Annotated in this window: 13 protein-coding genes; 5 read left to right on the forward strand and 8 right to left on the reverse strand. The window is 61.6% G+C overall.

All coding sequences use genetic code 11. From position 1 onward, the window contains the following. Nucleotides 1–4: 4 nt before the first annotated feature. From CXR00_RS11435 to CXR00_RS11450, 4 genes are all read left to right on the forward strand, one after another. Nucleotides 5–1,486: an oligosaccharide flippase family protein gene (locus CXR00_RS11435; protein ID WP_258060393.1), complete on the forward strand. Its 1,482-nt coding sequence runs from the start codon at nucleotides 5–7 to the stop codon at nucleotides 1,484–1,486. A gap of 5 nt (nucleotides 1,487–1,491) precedes the next feature. Continuing rightward, nucleotides 1,492–2,751: a glycosyltransferase family 4 protein gene (locus CXR00_RS11440; protein WP_104054593.1), complete on the forward strand. Its 1,260-nt coding sequence runs from the start codon at nucleotides 1,492–1,494 to the stop codon at nucleotides 2,749–2,751. Between the two features lie 278 nt (nucleotides 2,752–3,029). Continuing rightward, nucleotides 3,030–3,869 carry a glycosyltransferase gene (locus CXR00_RS11445; protein ID WP_181032535.1) on the forward strand — a complete coding sequence of 280 codons (840 nt, stop codon included), beginning with the start codon at nucleotides 3,030–3,032 and terminating at the stop codon, nucleotides 3,867–3,869. Between the two features lie 24 nt (nucleotides 3,870–3,893). Then, a complete protein-coding gene (locus CXR00_RS11450; RefSeq protein ID WP_219816001.1) occupies nucleotides 3,894–4,796 on the forward strand; it encodes a DUF6492 family protein in 903 nt (300 codons plus the stop codon). 741 nt (nucleotides 4,797–5,537) lie between these two features. On the opposite strand, the gene CXR00_RS11460 is transcribed toward CXR00_RS11450, so the two are convergent. From CXR00_RS11460 to CXR00_RS11470, 3 genes are all read right to left on the reverse strand, one after another. Continuing rightward, nucleotides 5,538–6,767 (reverse strand): O-antigen ligase, encoded by a 1,230-nt coding sequence (locus CXR00_RS11460; RefSeq protein ID WP_237685133.1) that lies wholly within the window; start codon nucleotides 6,765–6,767, stop codon nucleotides 5,538–5,540. A gap of 95 nt (nucleotides 6,768–6,862) precedes the next feature. Then, the gene (locus CXR00_RS11465; RefSeq protein WP_181032536.1) at nucleotides 6,863–9,490 is read right to left on the reverse strand and encodes a WecB/TagA/CpsF family glycosyltransferase; all 2,628 of its coding nucleotides are present in this window, start codon (nucleotides 9,488–9,490) and stop codon (nucleotides 6,863–6,865) included. Nucleotides 9,491–9,647: 157 nt separating this feature from the next. Then, complete coding sequence (locus CXR00_RS11470) at nucleotides 9,648–10,832, reverse strand: hypothetical protein (RefSeq protein WP_146068488.1); 1,185 nt, start codon at nucleotides 10,830–10,832, stop codon at nucleotides 9,648–9,650. Between the two features lie 598 nt (nucleotides 10,833–11,430). Between CXR00_RS11470 and CXR00_RS11475 the strand changes: the two genes are divergently transcribed. Beyond that, the gene (locus CXR00_RS11475; RefSeq protein WP_104054599.1) at nucleotides 11,431–11,721 is read left to right on the forward strand and encodes a DUF4287 domain-containing protein; all 291 of its coding nucleotides are present in this window, start codon (nucleotides 11,431–11,433) and stop codon (nucleotides 11,719–11,721) included. A gap of 135 nt (nucleotides 11,722–11,856) precedes the next feature. On the opposite strand, the gene CXR00_RS11480 is transcribed toward CXR00_RS11475, so the two are convergent. The 5 genes from CXR00_RS11480 to CXR00_RS11500 are packed head-to-tail and all read right to left on the reverse strand — an operon-like array spanning nucleotide 11,857 to nucleotide 17,247. Then, on the reverse strand, nucleotides 11,857–13,065 hold the full coding sequence (locus tag CXR00_RS11480) for a glycerate kinase (protein WP_104054600.1): 1,209 nt from the start codon (nucleotides 13,063–13,065) through the stop codon (nucleotides 11,857–11,859). 21 nt (nucleotides 13,066–13,086) lie between these two features. Beyond that, nucleotides 13,087–14,610: an SLC13 family permease gene (locus tag CXR00_RS11485; RefSeq protein ID WP_258060395.1), complete on the reverse strand. Its 1,524-nt coding sequence runs from the start codon at nucleotides 14,608–14,610 to the stop codon at nucleotides 13,087–13,089. Further along, nucleotides 14,607–15,266 carry a response regulator transcription factor gene (locus CXR00_RS11490; RefSeq protein ID WP_104054601.1) on the reverse strand — a complete coding sequence of 220 codons (660 nt, stop codon included), beginning with the start codon at nucleotides 15,264–15,266 and terminating at the stop codon, nucleotides 14,607–14,609. Before CXR00_RS11490 ends, CXR00_RS11485 begins: the two co-directional genes overlap by 4 nt. Beyond that, on the reverse strand, nucleotides 15,263–16,873 hold the full coding sequence (locus CXR00_RS11495) for a HAMP domain-containing sensor histidine kinase (protein WP_219816002.1): 1,611 nt from the start codon (nucleotides 16,871–16,873) through the stop codon (nucleotides 15,263–15,265). The genes CXR00_RS11490 and CXR00_RS11495 overlap by 4 nt, the downstream gene beginning before the upstream one ends. Continuing rightward, complete coding sequence (locus tag CXR00_RS11500; protein ID WP_146067208.1) at nucleotides 16,870–17,247, reverse strand: hypothetical protein; 378 nt, start codon at nucleotides 17,245–17,247, stop codon at nucleotides 16,870–16,872. The genes CXR00_RS11495 and CXR00_RS11500 overlap by 4 nt, the downstream gene beginning before the upstream one ends. Nucleotides 17,248–17,308 lie beyond the last annotated feature (61 nt).

Consider the following 17,308-nt stretch of genomic DNA (forward strand, 5'->3'; position numbering starts at 1 on the left):
GGCAGTGAAGCCCCGTGTCATCCCCCGCAGGGGCACTGTTGTCGGCGGTGCCTCCACGGCCATGGGGTGGAGCCTGCTCAATACCCTGGTTTCACGATGCGGCACGTTCGGTATCGGCATCCTCCTTGCACGGGTGCTGGGACCGGACGCGTTCGGGACGTTCGCCGTGGCACTGGTGGCACTCCTGGCCGTCCTGAGCTTCAACGAACTTGGTGTCAGCCTCGCGATCGTCCGCTGGCAGGGCGACCCGGCATTGATAGCACCCACTGTTACGACGATCTCTGTAATTAGTAGCACCCTCTTCTGTGCTTCAGCGTTTTTTCTTGCGCCTGCCTTCTCCAAAGCGATGGGCGATCCGGAGGCAACACCGGTAGTACAACTACTCATCCTGAGCGTGCTCATCAATGGTGCAGTCGCGGCGCCCGCTGCGCTGCTGCAACGTACCTTTCAAGAACGTGCCCGCATGATCATCGATCAAACCAATGTTTGGGTGGGAGCGGGAATTTCGGTGGCGTTGGCGTTGCTCGGAGCGGGCGCTATGGCCCTGGCCATCGGTAGGCTGGCTGGCTCGTTGATTGCAGCGGTGATGTTCATCGTGGCCTCTCCGGTGCCGTACCGATTGGGGTTGGATAGGACCAAACTCGTTCCGTTGTTGCGATTCGGGGTTCCTCTCGCCGCAACGAGCGTGGTGGTCTTCTTTGTTGGATATGCCGATCAACTAACCGCAGGATCGCTTCTAGGCGCCAGCGTTCTTGCCTTTTATGTATTGGCATTCAACCTCTCCAGTTGGCCTATGAGCCTCTTCTCTCAACCCTTGCGGCGGGTTGCACCAGCAATGTTTGCCAAGCTGCAGCACGACCCAGAGCAGTTGCGCTTGGCCCTTACCTGGGTTGTGGGTATTCTCGCCTCTCTCACGGTTCCTTTCGTCGTGTTCCTAGCCGCTGCAGCGGTCCCCCTGGTCCAGTTGATCTACGGAGACATTTGGGTGCCGGCCGCAGCCGCGCTGTCATGGCTCGTTATCGCTGCCGCGTGCCGTGTTTTTTACGAGCTTGTGTACGACTATCTGGTGATCCTGGGAATGTCCGGCACGGTTTTCTGGATCCAATTCTCCTCCCTGATTTTTCTGGTGCCCGCTCTCATAACCGGTGCTTCTTCAGCAGGTCTGGCAGGTTTGGCAGCAGCTCAGGCGGCGGTCTCCGGAGGGGTGCTGTTGCCCCTGTATCTGTGGCGATTGAAGCGGACAGGTGTCGCACTTCGGCTCATATTTTCACGAACATGGCTGCCCCTGCTGGTGGGCATTGGAGTGTGGGCGGCGACCACAGCGCTGGTGGCTACCCGCATACAGCCCCTGGCGGCCCTGTGTGCCGGCGGTCTGATGGTTGTCATCGTCTCCGCCGGGCTGCTCCTTCAGCAGCGAAAGGGCTTGCAGATGCTGCGAGAACTGGGGCGTTCCGAAGTGCAATACAAAACAAGTGAGGAAAACTAGCGCCGATGAAAGTCCTTGTGTACCCGCACAGCATGTCCTTGGGTGGCAGCCAGCTCAATGCCCTGGAGCTCGCTGCGGCCGTTCAGGAACTGGGCCACGAAACAGTGCTCTTCGCCCAGCACGGGCCCCTGTTCCGCCGGGCTGCCGAATTGGGTTTGGAGGTAGTCGTGGCTCCGGCTCCTGGCCGCAGACCTTCACCACGAATTATTCGCGCTCTGCTGGAGCTTATCGACCGACGGCAGATCAATGTAGTCCACGGGTATGAATGGCCTCCAGCGCTCGAATGTATGGCGGCGTCCCGTCTAAGACCGCAAACCCGGGCAATTGCAACAGTGCTTTCGATGGCTGTAGCTCCCTTCATCCCCAGACATATGCCCCTACTGGTGGGTACCGAACAAATTGCGGCCACTGAACGAACCTTCGGCAGATCGCATGTAGGGCTGATGGAGCCGCCGGTCGACCTGGAATCCAATCGCCCAGGAGTTGATTTTGGTTCCCGACAGTTCCGTGACCGGTGGGCGATTGATACGAAATCGTCGACGATTGTGTTGGTATCCCGGTTGGCCCACCAGCTCAAGCTCGAAGGAATTCTGACGGCGATGGACGCCATCGCGATCCTTGCAGGTCAACGGCCCATCCAACTCGTGATTGTCGGTGATGGACCGGCTATGCAGGAGGTGGCCCAGCACGCGAAACGGATCAATCGTGTGACCGGCTGCAACTCCGTGGTTCTTACAGGTGCGCTTGAGGATCCGCGACCCGCCTACTTAATTGCTGATGTAGCTCTCGGTATGGGCGGCTCGGCACTGCGGGCAATGGCCTTCGGAAAGCCTTTGATCGTGCAGGGCGAACAGGGGTACTGGAAACTCCTCGATTCGAGCAGTCTTCCAGAGTTCCTGTGGCAGGGCTGGTACGGCAGAGGTGACGGCAGCAACTCCCAGCGTGCCCTCGCAGCCATCCTCACATCGCTCCTCGACGATACTGATCTGCGGACCCGTCTGGGAACCTTCGGTCTACGTACCGTGCAGGACCGCTTTTCCCTGAAGCATGCGGCGCAAGTACAAGCAGCGTTCTACCAGGAGTACCTCGACTCGCCTCCCATGGGGTCTTCTTTTGAAGATCTTGCAGCGGCCAGCCGTTTCGTGCGCCACCATGTCGCACGTCGTGCGCAACGGCTCCTGGGTCACGCGGCAGAGGATGACTTCAATTCCCGTCCCTTGGCCGAGCAGACATTCGCCGTACGGGCTGGGCAGGGGTCAGCATGAAGGGTTCCGAGGTACTTGTGTGGATTGCCGGAACGCGATGGGACGAGGCAGTGCCCGGTACGGACAGGCGCCTCGTGACAGCGGTGGCGAAACGATGTCGGGTGTTATGGATCGATCCTCCTATTCCCTGGCGACCAGGACGTCGCACCCCAACACCGCGAATAACAGAGGTGGCCGCCGGCGTCACACGAGTGCGTGTGATTGCCCCACCGGGCGTAACCAGGCCTGGGATTCGGGTTCTCACAGCAGCGATCCTTGAGCGAGCGGTGCTGGATGCGGTGAGCGAAATCAAGGTGGAGGCGATTGGTGTCCTTGTGTCCTTTCCATTGGCGTCATTTCCGAAGGACCTCGCCGGTACCAAAATCCTTTATGTCACTGATGACTGGCTAGGAGGCTCGGAGCAGCTTGGGTTCTCTAAAGCCGCGGTCCACACTGTGCTGGTCAGCAACCTCAAGGCCGCCGATGTCGTCATGACCGTCTCGCCTTTTCTCTCTATGCAACTCGACGGACTCAGCAGCGAGCTGAAGTTGACGACTCCTTCCCCGCGCGTCCTACCCAACGGGTGTCCCGCACCGCTCTCCCCAGCACGACCGGAGATCCGCCATGAACCGGTCGTTGGCGTCGTCGGGCAGCTCAATGAAAGGCTCGATTTGAACGTGCTCGAGGCCGTACGTTCGACCGGAGTGGATATCCGGGTGATAGGACCGCGAGTCGAGGCGACCCGCGGCTACCAATCGAGAATGACTGCCTTTCTCAGGTCACCCAACGTCAGCTGGTTCGACGCAATCCCGGCTTCGAAGGTGCCTGCGGAACTCGCACGGCTTGGTGTTGGACTCACTCCCTATGCTGATACGGCTTTTAACCGTGCCAGTTTCCCTCTCAAAACACTCGAGTACCTTGCCGCCGGTGTCGCTGTCGTATCCACGGACCTACCATCCGTTCGATGGCTTGCATCGGATCTCATTCGCGTCAGCAGCGACCCCACGCTCTTCGCACATCTCGTCACGGCTGCGCTCGAGGAAAAAGATGACGAGGCCCTTAACGCGCGCCGCCGGAAGTTCGCCTCCAGCCACACCTGGGAACACAGGGCGGACGAGCTACTGGCCACCCTGAATTGAGAGAGGAACAAGATGCATCAAAGCATGAACGCAGCGAACCTTCCGGACCGACAGGGGACGATAACCCTTGCGGTGGTAACACCAAGCTACGCTCCGGATCGCGAGATATGTGAGGACCTGAACCGGTCTGTCCTCAGGTTTATGGAGGCCGACGTCACCCACCACATCATCGTTCCTCGGCATGATCTGGGCCTCTTCGATACCCTCGCCGGCGAACGCACCCCGCTTCATGCAGCCGGTTCCTTCCTGCCGCGGCTCATGCTATCGATCCCCCCGGCGAACATCTGGCTCAATGTGCGGAAGCCGTACCCGCCGATCAGAGGTTGGATTGCACAACAGATCGTCAAGCTCTCAGCGGCGGCCTCCCTTGATGTTGATATCGTGCTGCTCGTCGATTCAGACATCGTTTTCATCCGCCCAGTCGACACACGCACCTACGCCCCCTCAGGCGAAGTTGTGCTGTACCGCAAAGAAGACGGGGTCGACGAGTCGTTGCCCCGCCACCGCCTGTGGCATCAAGTGGCGAGACGCCTCCTTGGATTACCGCCTGCTGAACCTGGGCCTTTGCCTGATTACATCTGCTCGCCCTGCGCATGGCAACCAAGTGTTGTGCGAGCGATGCTGGAACGCATAGAAGCCGCGACGGGTCGCCCGTGGGCAACCGCGGTGGGTGGTGAGTTGCATTTTTCGGAGATGGTCCTGTACGGGGTCTACGTGGAGGAGGTACTAGGACTTGCAGGACGGGAGACAACATCCGACATGCTATGTGTGAACCACTACGACGAAGTGCCGTTGGACAGGTTCACATTGGGCCAACTGTTATCCGGCGTCCGAGCAGCAGATGTTGCGGTCATGATATCGGCTAAGTCCGGCACCTCATTGAAGGACCGCAGACAGGCACTAAAGGAATTCAGTAATTACTCCTAGATTCCATCAGTTGCGCCGACACCGCCGGCGTCCTTTGGTCCTTTGTACTACGGGACTTCCGCCGACTGACCTCCCCGGACTGTGCCCGCCTGGCTCCATGAGTAGCTTTGCGTCGTTGGCCCCCGATCTCCAATCCGCGTCCAAGTGACACAGCACTAAGTAGAAGCACCGAACCCCCGAGTAGAACCACAATGACAGCCCGCAACCTACTGGAGAAGCGTTCAGTAGCCTGCTCGGGAGGCGCCACGGCCAGTGCCGTATACAAGAAACGACTATCCGCTCCGTTGATTGTTTGCATTGCGTAGAGCTCATCCTCGAGCAGTCTCCCCAACGTAGTGGTGGTTCTCACTGACTCCTCAGCGCTGGCCCCCTCTCCAGTGATATCCACGATGAAATTACCAATACCCGGGGCCACCGTGTACTCGGTGCTCAACCCCGAAGCCTCCAACGCTTGAGCGACGGGAGCAGCCCGCATCCGGGTAATCAGGACGCTTGTCACCAGGTTCGGATCTGACGACCGCAGGTAGGGATTATCGTTGTTCAAGCCCTGAGCGGCCGGAGCGTCTACGATTTCGGAACTCACAGGCGCGGCTGGATTCACGATGGCATAGCTCAGCGTGGACTCGAAGGAGCGCGGGCCGAACTGGTAGACAAAGACTGCGGCGCTGAAAGTCAGCAGCATCACCGGAAGAACCAACAGCTTGAAACGCCAAAGTACCCTGGCTACCGCCAATAAATCCATCAGTGCCCTCCGGTCTCGGATATTTTTTGCTCAGCGACCATGAGCCAAACCGCGCCAGACAGTCCCACGAACATAGGGAAGGTCAAGGCGAAAACAGGAAAGGACATGGAGTCGAAGGTGAAGGAACAGACGGTTGCTACCGCAGCGCCGGCTGCCACTGCACCAGCCAAGGATCTCAGTGAAGAACTTCGTGCTAACTGGGCCGCCATCACGGCGGAAATGCAGCTAAAGAGAAAATAGCAGCACAGTCCCAGCAGACCGACGACCCCCATCGTCACAAGGGTATTCAAGTACTGATTGTCGAGGATGTGCAGAGCATTTTCCGGTAGGTAGTTCCCAGGACCCTTCCCCAACCACGGGCGATCCTCAAAGAAGCCCACCACCCGCGGCCAGTTGTTGGTTCGGGTGCTGATGGATGGGTCCTCCCCACCAGCGGCTAGTGCCCCAGCAAAGGTGCCCATGAGCCCAGGAACGCTCAGAAATAGAATTGCCAGTCCAGCAGGAACCGCGACCAGAGCCCATTGCCGGGCAGCCCCAGGGAGGAAGGGCAGGAAAACCACCATCGCAACCACGAACCCGAGAATGCCCGACCGTGACACCGTCAGAGCCAGGGCGAACACCAGAAGTGCTGTCCCCAACCAGTGCAACCACTTCTGTCCTCTCGGGTCGACGACGCCGCGCCAGATGGACAACGGCAGGAGCATCGAACACACCACGGCCAACTCGATCGGCGAGAAAGTGGTTCCCGCCACCCTCACAAGGGCGCCGCGCTGCTGGAATGTCGTGTCGCCGCCGTTGTACGTGAAGCCAGGCATCACCTGCTGCAGCCACTCCACCGGATTGGTCCCGAATTGGAACTGCACGAGGGCGACCGCGCTGCAGATGTAGGCGCCCCCCAGCAGGGCACGTACCAGAACCAGTGCGTGCCCGATGGTTCTGACCGTCTCGGCAACGACGAGGGCGATAGCTGTACTCACCAGTATGAGGATCAGCCACCGATCAGCTGACGCACGCGCGGCCACAGTGCTCGGACCCGTCCACCCCGAATACAACGCAACATAGGAAAGACAAGTTGCAAGGAGAAAGACGATTGGGCCGATCTGGGCAGGGTGACGCACTCCAATTGGATCGTGCAGCCCGAAAAGCGCCGACGCAAACCATACCAACAGCAGGAGGGCGGCGAGGATCATGGGTACGGTGCCGACCGCGCCGAGAGGCGCCAGCACCATACTCGAAGGAAAGAAAAACGTGCTGAACGCTAGAACCCGTACAAGGAGCGGAACCGGCCGGTAGGAATCTTCAGACGGCTGAGGCGCGCCCTCTGCTACTGGTGCCTGCTGCTCTCGTCCCGTTCCCATGCCTCCGCCTCCCCCCGCACAGGGCGCTGTGATGCTTTGCTGCGCGCGCGGAGTGTGAAGTAGGCATACACAATGGCATCAAAAGCGGTGGCTGGCCCGCGAATGGAAGCTAATAGCTCACGCAGAGTCTGACGGGTGTGAGCCTTTCTCACCACCTCACCAGGACCGTTACTATCCAGTTCGGCGTTTCCCCGGTAGTTCCTGGTCAAGATACTCATTAGCGATTCCGGAGTTCGTGGAGTCTGCACGCTCACCGGGGGGGTATTAACAATCACCTTCTGTACTCCGGCGAGGGCCCTTTCGACGAGAAGGTCATCAGCGGTGACTGACGGGAATTGACCAAAACGGGCATGGCCAGCTTCGGTCAGCCCGTAAACGCCGGCGCCCCACAGGGCTTGTTTCGTCGACGGCAGCCTGCGGCGTGCACGGTAGTAGGACCGGACCATGAATGAGGCGCCCGAGGAGTTGTAACGGAACGCAGGCCGGGCTGCTAGTACGTCTCCGCGTTCGAGTCTGTCGAGCATCATACCCAGTGCTGCAGGGGAGATTGTGATGTCCGCATCGAGATACACCCTCGGCCATAAGGATGCGTGGGCATCCGCGGTGTTCAAAGCTGCGGTCTTGGAAGCCTCCTCCACCTCGATAACCGTGATGCCGTCAAAGTCTGCCGCGGTATCAGCCGTCGAATCCGTGCATCCATTACAGGCAACGATGAGTTCGATGCGCCCGGAAGCTGCCAGGGACGCCAAAGGTGCCAGCGTCCGCCCGATGACGGCCGCTTCATTATGAGCGGGGATGATGACCGCGCCACGGGGAAAGCGCTCGAGGACCTGTGCGGCATTGGCAGAAGCTGTCGGTCCGGGAAGCGCATCCCAGGTACATTCATCGAGGACGGTCCGCAGAACGCCTCGGCGGTCGGATTTCGCCCAACGCAGAGCTTCAGAGAGCACCACCACCGCGTGGTAGCCGGACGCATAGGGTTTCGAGTGATACTTCCGGGCGTACCGGATGCGGTTGACCGCCATGAGTGCATTCAACTCGGGTGAGACCCCGGAGCCGCCGCGCCAATGCGTCATCCTGGCTGTTGGCTCGAACCAGAGGCCAGCACCTGCTGCCCGTGCTCTCCGGAAATAATCAACTTCTTCCGAGTAGAGGAAGTACTGCTCATCCCAGTCACCGAGCTGTTCGGCGAGATCGGCGCGGACAAGCAGCGCAGCCCCGGTGGCCCACTGGAAACGGTGCGGATGCCGATAGCTTTCAGGGTCATAATCCGTGCCGGATAACCACCACGGTCGATTCGGTAAGCGGCGACCAAGAATCGCATCTCCGAGAGCATTGAGAATGGTCGGCTCACGACGGAGCGACGGATAAACGGATCCGTCACTTTCCAGTAGTTGAGGAACGACGATGCCCGCACCGCTTCGAACCAATCGTCGGTACATGCTTCTGATTGCGCCGGGTTCAACTCTTACGTCTGGATTTAGCACGAGAATCGCTTCGTCACGGTCGGCAAAGCGCCGGGCGGCGTTGATGCCCGCTGCATAGCCCAGATTTCCGCCAGTCGGAACAACTATAATATCGGGGTACTTCGAAAGCGCTTCAAGTGTTCCATCCGACGAATCATTCTCCGCGACCACGACGCGGAGCCGAAGGTTCCGGGCTTCACCTCGCAGACCGGCGACAAGAGGGTCCAACAACGCACTGCTGTTGTACGTCACAATGCAGACCACAACGTCTGCCGGATCTCCTCTAGCAACGAACGAACCATCCGGAGTCCCCTCGTCACTGAAATGAATGGTTTCACGATGACCTTCGCGTTGAATCGATCCATCCGCGGCGGAGGAAAGCGAGCTATTCCGGCGCATATGGAAGTAGCTGGGAGGATCGTCAATCAAGTACCTCCGGGCCAATCGGCGCGGTTCCAGTGCCAGCCGCCAGACCCACTCCAAACCTCTGGCACTAGCCCAGTGAGGGGCACGTCCGATACTTCCTGCGAGAAAGTCCACAACTGCCCCGAAAGCGAGGAGAACATTCGCACCTGTTAGCGGGCCGTACTCGGCGATCCATAATTCCTGCCGGGGTTTACCTAAACCGACAACCAATAGTTGCACCTGCGCAGCTTTGATAGATTCCGCGAGATCACGGCACATCTCGGGATCGGTAAGAGCTGAACGATCAGGCGACCACAGCCCTCCGACAATCAAAGCAGGCCTGGTTCGTGTGAGATTTCTGGAGAGGAGCCGCTGAATCAGACGTGTCCCGCCCAGGAACCCAACGACCGTCCCTCGAGCTTCAGCCTCATCGAGGAGCGGCCCGATCAAATCGCTGCCCGCGAGCCGAGGCCACGAACGGCCAGTCAGCCGGTTTGCTTCGGCGACCAGCGGGGCTCCGTCCAATAATGTCAGCCACTGTGCGTTGCCGGAGTCATCAGTGCAGAGGCGGTCGCCGAGAGTGTCAAACCAGCGCCCGTCGGTGCCGAAGTGCGCGATGTGATCCAAGTTCGCCGAGATGACGGCCAACGGACCGGTGTTCGACACCACGGCGTCGCCCTCCGCTGTGGAGGCGATCTGTCGAACAACATCGTCGATGTCCAACAAGTCAACTCGAACGCCGCCCAATATCACTTTTTGCATTTCTGTGCCCCTCGGAACAGAGACAGACCCCCAGAATCGGCCCGATTGTGTCACACCCCTGGTACGGGACTAAATGTAGCTTCCATGGTGATCTCTGGCTAGGACCCTTTGTCCTTCGTCAAGACCCCCCAGTAAGGCCGCAGGCATCCCCTCCGACTAGTTGGTAGAGATGCACAGCATTGGCGTCCGCGAAATCATCATGAAAGGTGTTGTTGGAGATGGGAACGCTTCGGCCCTCTCCAATGACGACCGCAGTCTGAGCCTCACCGCACGCCAATTTCATCTCAACCCTCTGCGGGCCACTGATCGTCGAGCCCGCCATAAGATACAGGCCGCCGTCGTGCAGTTTCGCCGCCACGTCCACGCCTTGACTACTTGAAACGAAGTCATCAACGAAAGGAGCGTTGAGTACCGGAGCCAGGTCCTTAATCTGCCGATTCACAGCCTCCACCCAGGGGCGGACCATATCCCCGCAGCTCTCTCGGAGGACGTGCTGCGACACACAGTCGCCACCAAAACTATGGTTGAAATATACGATCCCACGCGCCCCATGGATCAGGCTGCTCCAGACCGCGGCCCTGATCTGGGGCCCCTCGATGAAGCCGCCACGACTTTCCTGGAAGGGGTGGCCCACTTCGATCAGCGCCCAGACGGGCTTGCTACCACGAGGATCTACCAGGGCTCTTACCCGTTCGACTGTCCAGCCGTAGTTCTTGGCTAGACGACAGTCCTGAGCTGGAAGCTCGGCACCACCATTGAGAGCGGCACCGCCCTCGCTCGGGCCACAGATGAAGGGATCTGTGAACCAGTAGTTATCCGCAGACACCACGTCTTGAAAGTCATTGACGAATCGGCGTGCCTCAGCGTCCGACTCCCAGAAGGTAACTCCTTTGCCGTAGTTCGTGTACAGCAAGGCTCCGGGAGGGGCCGCGTCGAGTAGCTCCTTCTGGACCGTGAACCCGCACTGCGCGGCCGGAGGGTCGCAGACGTCGCCCTCCCCTGGGTATTGTCCGCTCCACGATGCAGAACCTGGTCCCGCCCACATGTCCACCTCGTCGGCAAGCATGTACCCTGCGGCTTCCGGAGCGGGCCACCCCGTGATGGCGTAGGATCCTTCGTCTATCACTTGTTTGATATCGGAATTTGAGGTCAACCCTGCGTAGGTGTTCAGCCCAATGTTCTGATCAACAACAACATCGCCCGGCTCGATCACGCTTTCCATCCAAACCCCCACCGGAAAGTAAGCCGGCGAGGAGGGCAGCGAGTTACCGAATTGCTCGTAGTAGTCGATTCCTCCGTCCACGGGCCGTACCTGCGGGACTTCTGCCTTCGGGGCCGACCCCGGAAATATCACGCATCCCGTGACAGCTAGGCATGACGCAGCGACCAGGCAGAACTGCTTCTTCATACTTTCTCCCACCAAGCATCCCTGAGTGCAGCCTTGTCCGCCTTGTCCGGGAACCTAGGTGCATCCTCTCCCGGTCTGGTGCTCGCTCGCCAGAGTGTCGTCGTTATTCCGATCACCGGATCCTATCGATGCTCGGCGTTGCCCGCTGTCCTTCCGCCACAGTCACCGGTGACGGGTATGCGGAACTAGAACAGGGCAACGTTGGGCGTCCGCTCCTGTCTCGCTGATATCGGGCCTTGGTGCGCGCCGGGCGGACCGGAACGGCGGCAATGAAAATCCCCAGCTCGCAGAGCTCGCAGGGATTATTAAAGCCGCTTAACCCGGTCCGTCCGGCGCTTGGTGCTAAGTCCGGTTCCAGCCGCGCACCCGACCTGTGCGCGCGTCATCGCCACACTCCAAACGGCCTTGACCCCCCTCTGTATGCGTCACTAGCGTCAGCATGTGACCCTCCTGAACGTTTCCTGCCGCGACAACCAGAAACGAAGGACACGCCATGTCATTCCAGGCCTACCTCGACGCCGTTGAAGACAAAACCGGCCTTACGCCCCGCCAGCTTCTTCAGCTCGCAAAAGACAAAGGTCTTGACGCCCCGGAAGTGAAAGCCGGCGAGATCCTCGAATGGCTCAAAACGGACTACGGTCTCGGCCGAGGTCATGGCATGGCTGTGGTGCACATTATCAAAAAGGGTCCCGACATTGACGCCAAGCACGTGGGGACTACAGGCTCCCACCGGGATGAATCCGACGCCCTGTGGCTGGACGGAAAAGACAACAAACCCTCCTGACCGCCCGGCGACCGGAACGGCGGAGCGATCGCAGTCTCTCGATGCCCCGTTCACCGGCGTTCACCGGCGCGAGCTTTGGCATCAAAGTCACGGCCGCGCTGCCACCCAGCCCCACCGTGGCTGGACCGCGACGGATTAGGCCGCCGCAGCAGCAATTCTTGAGGATATGGCCGATCCCAAAAGCAGGACCCGGAAGGTGCGCTCCGTTGCTTCCTCGAGGAGGATGGCACCCTCTGCGACAGCACGTTTGAGCTCCATCGGAATGGGAATAATGCCTGCAATGGCGTCGATCCCGGCGGCATGGACGGCCGAGGCGTCCTTGCCGATGGACCCGGCGAAAGCCAGCACGGGCACACCAGCGAGCTGAGCACGCCGGGCAACCTCCGCCGGCACCTTTCCGCGGGGGGTCTGGAAATCGATGGCGCCCTCCGCCGTGACCACCAGATCAGCATTGGCGATGCCTGCATCCAGGTCGATCCCGGCCAGGCCGGAGTCCAGCAGCAGCTCAAATCTCGGCACCAGCACGCCTCCCACCGCGGCGAGCCCGGTGCCGAGTCCGCCCGAAGCGCCGGTGCCGGGCCCGGACCGCAGATAATCCTCGGGCGTGCCGGTGGCATCCGCCAGCAGCTTCGCCCAATGGTCCAGGCCGCCGGAGAGCTCCTCCACTTGGTCCGGCGTCGCACCCTTTTGCGGGCCAAAGACCCTCGCCACCCCCTGCGGACCGCACAGGACGTTGTAGGGATTCACCGCCAGTTCCAGCCGGCACCCGGAGATCCGGGGGTCCAGCCCGGAGAAGTCGAGGCTCGCCGCCTGCGCCAGCGCAGCACCGCCGTCGGGCACATCGTTGCCGTGCTTGTCGAGAATTTTGACGCCAAGGGCCCGCAAGGCGCCCGCTCCTCCGTCCGAAGTTCCCGAATCGCCGCAGCCCACCACTATGCGCTCCACGCCCTGGTCCAGTGCGGCGACCATTAGTTCCCCGACGCCGCGGGAGGTAGTCATCCCGGGATCGCGCCTGCTGGCGGGCACCAGCCGCAGGCCGGCTGCAGCTGCCATCTCGACGACGGCGGTGGGCTGGCGAGCCTTGCCCAGGATGGCGAAGTGCGAATCCACCATCCGGCCCACCGGACCGGTGACCCTGGTGCGGACGATCTTTCCCGCCGTCGCACTGGCAAGGGCCGCCGCTGTCCCTTCACCGCCGTCGGCCATGGGGACCGCATTGATGCTGACGCCGGGAATGACGCGCCTGATTCCTGCGGAAATGGCGCCGGCGACCTGCACAGCGTCGAGGCTTTCCTTGAAACCTGAGGGAGCAACCAGAATTCGCTGCGGAATGGTCATGACCATGAGGACACCTTTTCTTGGGGGTTACGGTAAGGAGATGATCGGCAGGCCCAGCAGGGGCCATACCGCAAGGCTGAACAGCAGCACAAGCCCGGCACTGAGCGGTGCCAACCAGACGGAAAGCCGGAGCAGATCGGCAGGGACGTAGTTCACGTGCCCGCCGGTCTCGGCGAAGATCGCGACGGGTTTGGCCGAGCTGGTCAAGGTGTGGCAGAAACCTGCAGCCGCCGTGGACGCGAAGGCTGCCGCCATGGGTTCCACCCCCATCGCACCAGCAGACGCCACAATGACCGGGATGAGGACGGCGGAGCGCGCCGAGCGAGACTGAATGACCAGATGGGCAGCTGTTGAAGCCACGACAACAACCACGACGAAGACATAAGGTTTGGCCGCACCGAAGAAGGAAACCGGCCCGAGGATCAAGGACGCCAGCCAGTCTGCCGCGCCCGTCGACACCAGGCTGGATCCCAGGGCCAGGGTGGCCGCCATGAAGATCAGCATCGACCAGGGCACTGTCTTGAGCGCCGTTCCGAGATCGGTTGCCCCGTAGGCCGGCAGGCAGACCACCAGCGCCCCGATGAGCGCCACCAGGGCCGGGTCCAGTCCGTGAATCGATTCGGTGCACCACAGTGCAACGACGGTGCAGAGCAGCAGCAGGCAACGCTGCTCGGCAAGTGCCAGAGGTCCGCTGATGCGCTGCGGGTTGTCCTCCTGCAACCGGGCGGTATTGATGCGCAGCGGTTCTGCACGGTCACTCCGGTCCGTGAAGAGCCTGAGGACCAGTTCCGTGGCAAGGAAAGATGCGGCCAAGGCCAGAGGCAGCCCAAGCAGCAGCCAGGAGGCGAAGCCAAAACCGGGATAGCCGGCTGCTTGCAGAATCTGGCTGGTGATCAGGTGCGCGCCCGCGCCCAGGAACGAGCTGACGGCGGACAGCAGGATGACCGTAGGAAACAGCACCGCCAGCATCTTCACCACGGTCGGCCGGTCCTGCAGCACGCGCCGCAGCGTGAGGAAGATCGGAAGGACCAGGGCCGCCCGCCCCGATGTGGCAGGAATGGCAAAGGCCGTCACGATCAGGCCCAGGCAGGACAAATGGGCCAGTTGGCGCACTGATCGGGCGCCGGAAATTATGAACGCCGCGCCCCTGCCGGCCAAACCCGTGGATGCCACAGCGCTGGCGATAACGAAGGCTGCCATGAGCAGCCAGACCGTGTCCTCCCCCAGCGCGGCAAAAAGGCTCTCCGAAGGCAGCACCCCGCTGATCACCAGCGCGACGGCGGCACCCAGAGCCACATAGGTATCCTCCACCGGCGAGAAAATCCAGAACCATACCGCCGCGATGAAGATGCACAGCGTGACGGCCGCCGATCCGCCCAGCCCCCAGCCGTTGACTGCGTTGACCACCAGGGCAGCCATCAAGCCGAGTGCGAGTAGGAGGGCAACGGTGCCGGCAAGCCTAAGAGTGCCAGGGAAACGCCTGCCGGTGGCGGCGGCCGCCGGACGACGGTCCGCGTCATGGTCTGCGGTGCTGTAGTAGATTTCGCTCATGTCAGCCGGTATCCCGCGCCGCGGACAGTTTCCAGCCGGCCTGCCCCGATCTTGGCCCGCAATGCGCGCACGTAGACATCCACCACGTTCGACGCCGGATCGAAGTCCATATCCCATGCGTGCGAGATCAGCTGTTCCCGGCTCAGGACCTGTCCGGGATGGCGCAGGAAGACATCCAGCAGGGAGAACTCGCGGGCCGTCAGGTCTGCGGTGCACTCCCCGACGCGCACCCGCCTGCTCCGCATGTCGAGCACCATGTCCCCGTGGGTGAGTGTTGATACCGGCGCGGCATCGGTGTCGTCATGAAGGCGCAGACGGACCCGGGCCAGCAGCTCCGCGAACTGGAACGGTTTGGTCATGTAATCGTTGGCGCCGCTCTCCAGCCCGTACACCGTGTCAGCCACCGAATCGCTCGCCGTCAGGACGATGACCGGAGTTTTGGACCCCTCGCTGCGGAGCCGTTCCAGCACTTCGAATCCGCTCAGTGTGGGGAGACCGATGTCCAGGATGATCATGCCGAACCCGCCCGACCGTGCCAGCAGGAGCGCGCTGGCACCATCGTCCACGGTGATGCAGGTGTAGTTTGCCGCCCGCAAACCCTTTTCAATGAAATCTGCTATCCGCCGGTCGTCCTCAGCGATCAAAACCCTGCTCATCGGTTCTTTTCCTTTGCGTGGTTGGTCGGGCCCTCGGCAGCGCCGTCGTGACGCTGTGCGCTGTCTGCGCTGGATTCGATCAGGTCACAGGGAGGTTCCGGGGAGGGAACTGTCATGCCGAAGGTTGCGCCGTACCCGGGTCTGCTGCGGACCCAGACCGTGCCGTTGTGGGCTTCAGCGATGCCGCGCACGATGGCCAGGCCAAGACCGGCCCCCGGCCGTGCCCCCGCCGTTCCGTTCGCTGCCTGACCGCGGTGGAACCTGCCAAAAATTCGGGATGCTTCCTGCTCGTCCACCCCGAGTCCCTGGTCCGATACCCATATGGTGAACCGCCGTCCGGACCCTTCTCCCTCGAACCGCGAACCTAGGCTGACGGTGCTTCCCTCAGGTGAATACTGGCAGGCATTGGTGGCAAGCTGCAGCACCGCCTGGGTGATGCGCTGCGCATCCACAGTGATCCGCCCCTCGGCAATCTCCAGGATCGGCCAGCCCCTTGCACCCAGAATTTGAGCCTTGGCTTCAATATCCAGCAGCAGTGCCGCAGTGTCAGTTGCCCGCGGCTGGGCAAAACCGGGGCGGTCCACCTTGGCCAGCAGCAAAAGGTCCGAAACGATCCGGCCCATTCTCGCCAGCTCACTGTCAACCAGGGCCAGGGTCCGGCCTCGGTCCGCTTCGTTGTCCTCCATCAGTTCCAAATGGCCACGGATCACGGTGATGGGAGTGCGGAGCTCATGTGAGGCGTCATCCACGAACGCACGCTGCGTCAGGTAGGCCGATTCCAGCCGGTCCAGCATGGTATTGAAGGTCACCGCCAGGGCGGAAATGTCGTCGTTTCCGCGCACCGGCACTCTCGCCGTGAGGTCGGTTTCCGAAATGTCCTCAGCGACCCGGCGTACTTCACGGACGGGCGAGAGGATCTGTCCGGCGACGAGCCACGCCATGGCCGCGGTCACCACCAACCCGCCCAGTGACACGAAGAAGATGGTCAGGACGGTGTCGGCGACCTCTTCCTCCCGCGGTGCCATGTAGACGCCGACGATCAGGTGGCCGGTCTCGCTCCCGGAGACGACCGGGAGCCGGGCCCATTGCATCTCCCCCGCACTGGTTTGGGCTATGCCCGAAGCAGCATTGCCGGAGCGGATGCCGTCCATCAGCTTTTCATCTTCGGGGAGGTTGTGGCCGCCGGTGGGCGAGCTAAGCGCCGCCCCAACCGGCGTATACAGAACTCGTTGTCCGATGCTCCCCACGATGACTTCACCCCGGGCTGCCGCCTGTCGGCTGAGGAAGACTTCCAGCATTTTTTCGATGGAGGTGAATGGAGCGGCGGTGGTGGGGTCGACGCCTTCGGCGGCGAAGGCACGGAATTCCTGCAACTCCTGGGTGATGTCCTGGTGAACCTGCGCACGGGTGCCGTTCAGGAGCAACGATTTCATGGTCAGCAGGACCGCCAGCAGGGTCAGGGCCGTGATCAGGAGAATCCAGCCGGCGATCCGCCAGCGGGCGGGAACCCTGGAGCCGGCCCGCGGCTCGGCACAGCTGCCCAGGGGACGCCGTTCAGGAGGAGCCGGAATGGAAGCGCGGACCTGATCCGCTTTGATCATGGTCATTCGTCGTCCGGCTCTCCGTCGACGGCGTCGTCATCCGGCGCTCCGTCATCATCGTCGTCGTCATCAATGACCACCGGGGGAAGCACCGGGATGGGAGCTGCGGGAGGCGCAGGGGCCGGGACGGGGACTGCCGGCGGGGTCTCAACCGCCGGTGGAGGCGGATCCGGGTTGGCGGGCGGGTGGCTGGGCGCCGGACTTTCCCGGGGCTCCAGGCCGAGAGCCGGAGTGCCGTCGGGTCCCGGGCCCAACTGCACCGGGCTCGTGTCCACCTTCGGCGGCCCGGCAGGCGCTGAAAGCAAGCCTCCGGCCACCGCCAGGAGCACGGGCACCAGCAGCATCGCTCCCAACAGGCATACTCGTCGCGTGGTTTGCATGCCTTCATAGTGCCAACCGTTTATGAGGCCACTATGAAACGCAGATTAACAAGTCTTCATC

Source organism: Arthrobacter sp. 9E16 (genome assembly GCF_002929435.1).
Classification (GTDB): domain Bacteria; phylum Actinomycetota; class Actinomycetes; order Actinomycetales; family Micrococcaceae; genus Arthrobacter_B; species Arthrobacter_B sunyaminii.

Bases quoted from the DNA above. Each gene is read 5' to 3' on its own strand.
- CXR00_RS11440 (WP_104054593.1), top strand. From the start codon at position 1,492: ATGAAAGTCCTTGTGTACCCGCACAGCATGTCCTTGGGTGGCAGCCAG.
- CXR00_RS11450 (WP_219816001.1), top strand. From the start codon at position 3,894: ATGAACGCAGCGAACCTTCCGGACCGACAGGGGACGATAACCCTTGCG.
- CXR00_RS11460 (WP_237685133.1), bottom strand. From the start codon at position 6,767: ATGGTGCTGGCGCCTCTCGGCGCGGTCGGCACCGTACCCATGATCCTC.
- CXR00_RS11475 (WP_104054599.1), top strand. From the start codon at position 11,431: ATGTCATTCCAGGCCTACCTCGACGCCGTTGAAGACAAAACCGGCCTT.
- CXR00_RS11480 (WP_104054600.1), bottom strand. From the start codon at position 13,065: ATGGTCATGACCATTCCGCAGCGAATTCTGGTTGCTCCCTCAGGTTTC.
- CXR00_RS11485 (WP_258060395.1), bottom strand. From the start codon at position 14,610: ATGAGCGAAATCTACTACAGCACCGCAGACCATGACGCGGACCGTCGT.
- CXR00_RS11490 (WP_104054601.1), bottom strand. From the start codon at position 15,266: ATGAGCAGGGTTTTGATCGCTGAGGACGACCGGCGGATAGCAGATTTC.
- CXR00_RS11495 (WP_219816002.1), bottom strand. From the start codon at position 16,873: ATGACCATGATCAAAGCGGATCAGGTCCGCGCTTCCATTCCGGCTCCT.
- CXR00_RS11500 (WP_146067208.1), bottom strand. From the start codon at position 17,247: ATGCAAACCACGCGACGAGTATGCCTGTTGGGAGCGATGCTGCTGGTG.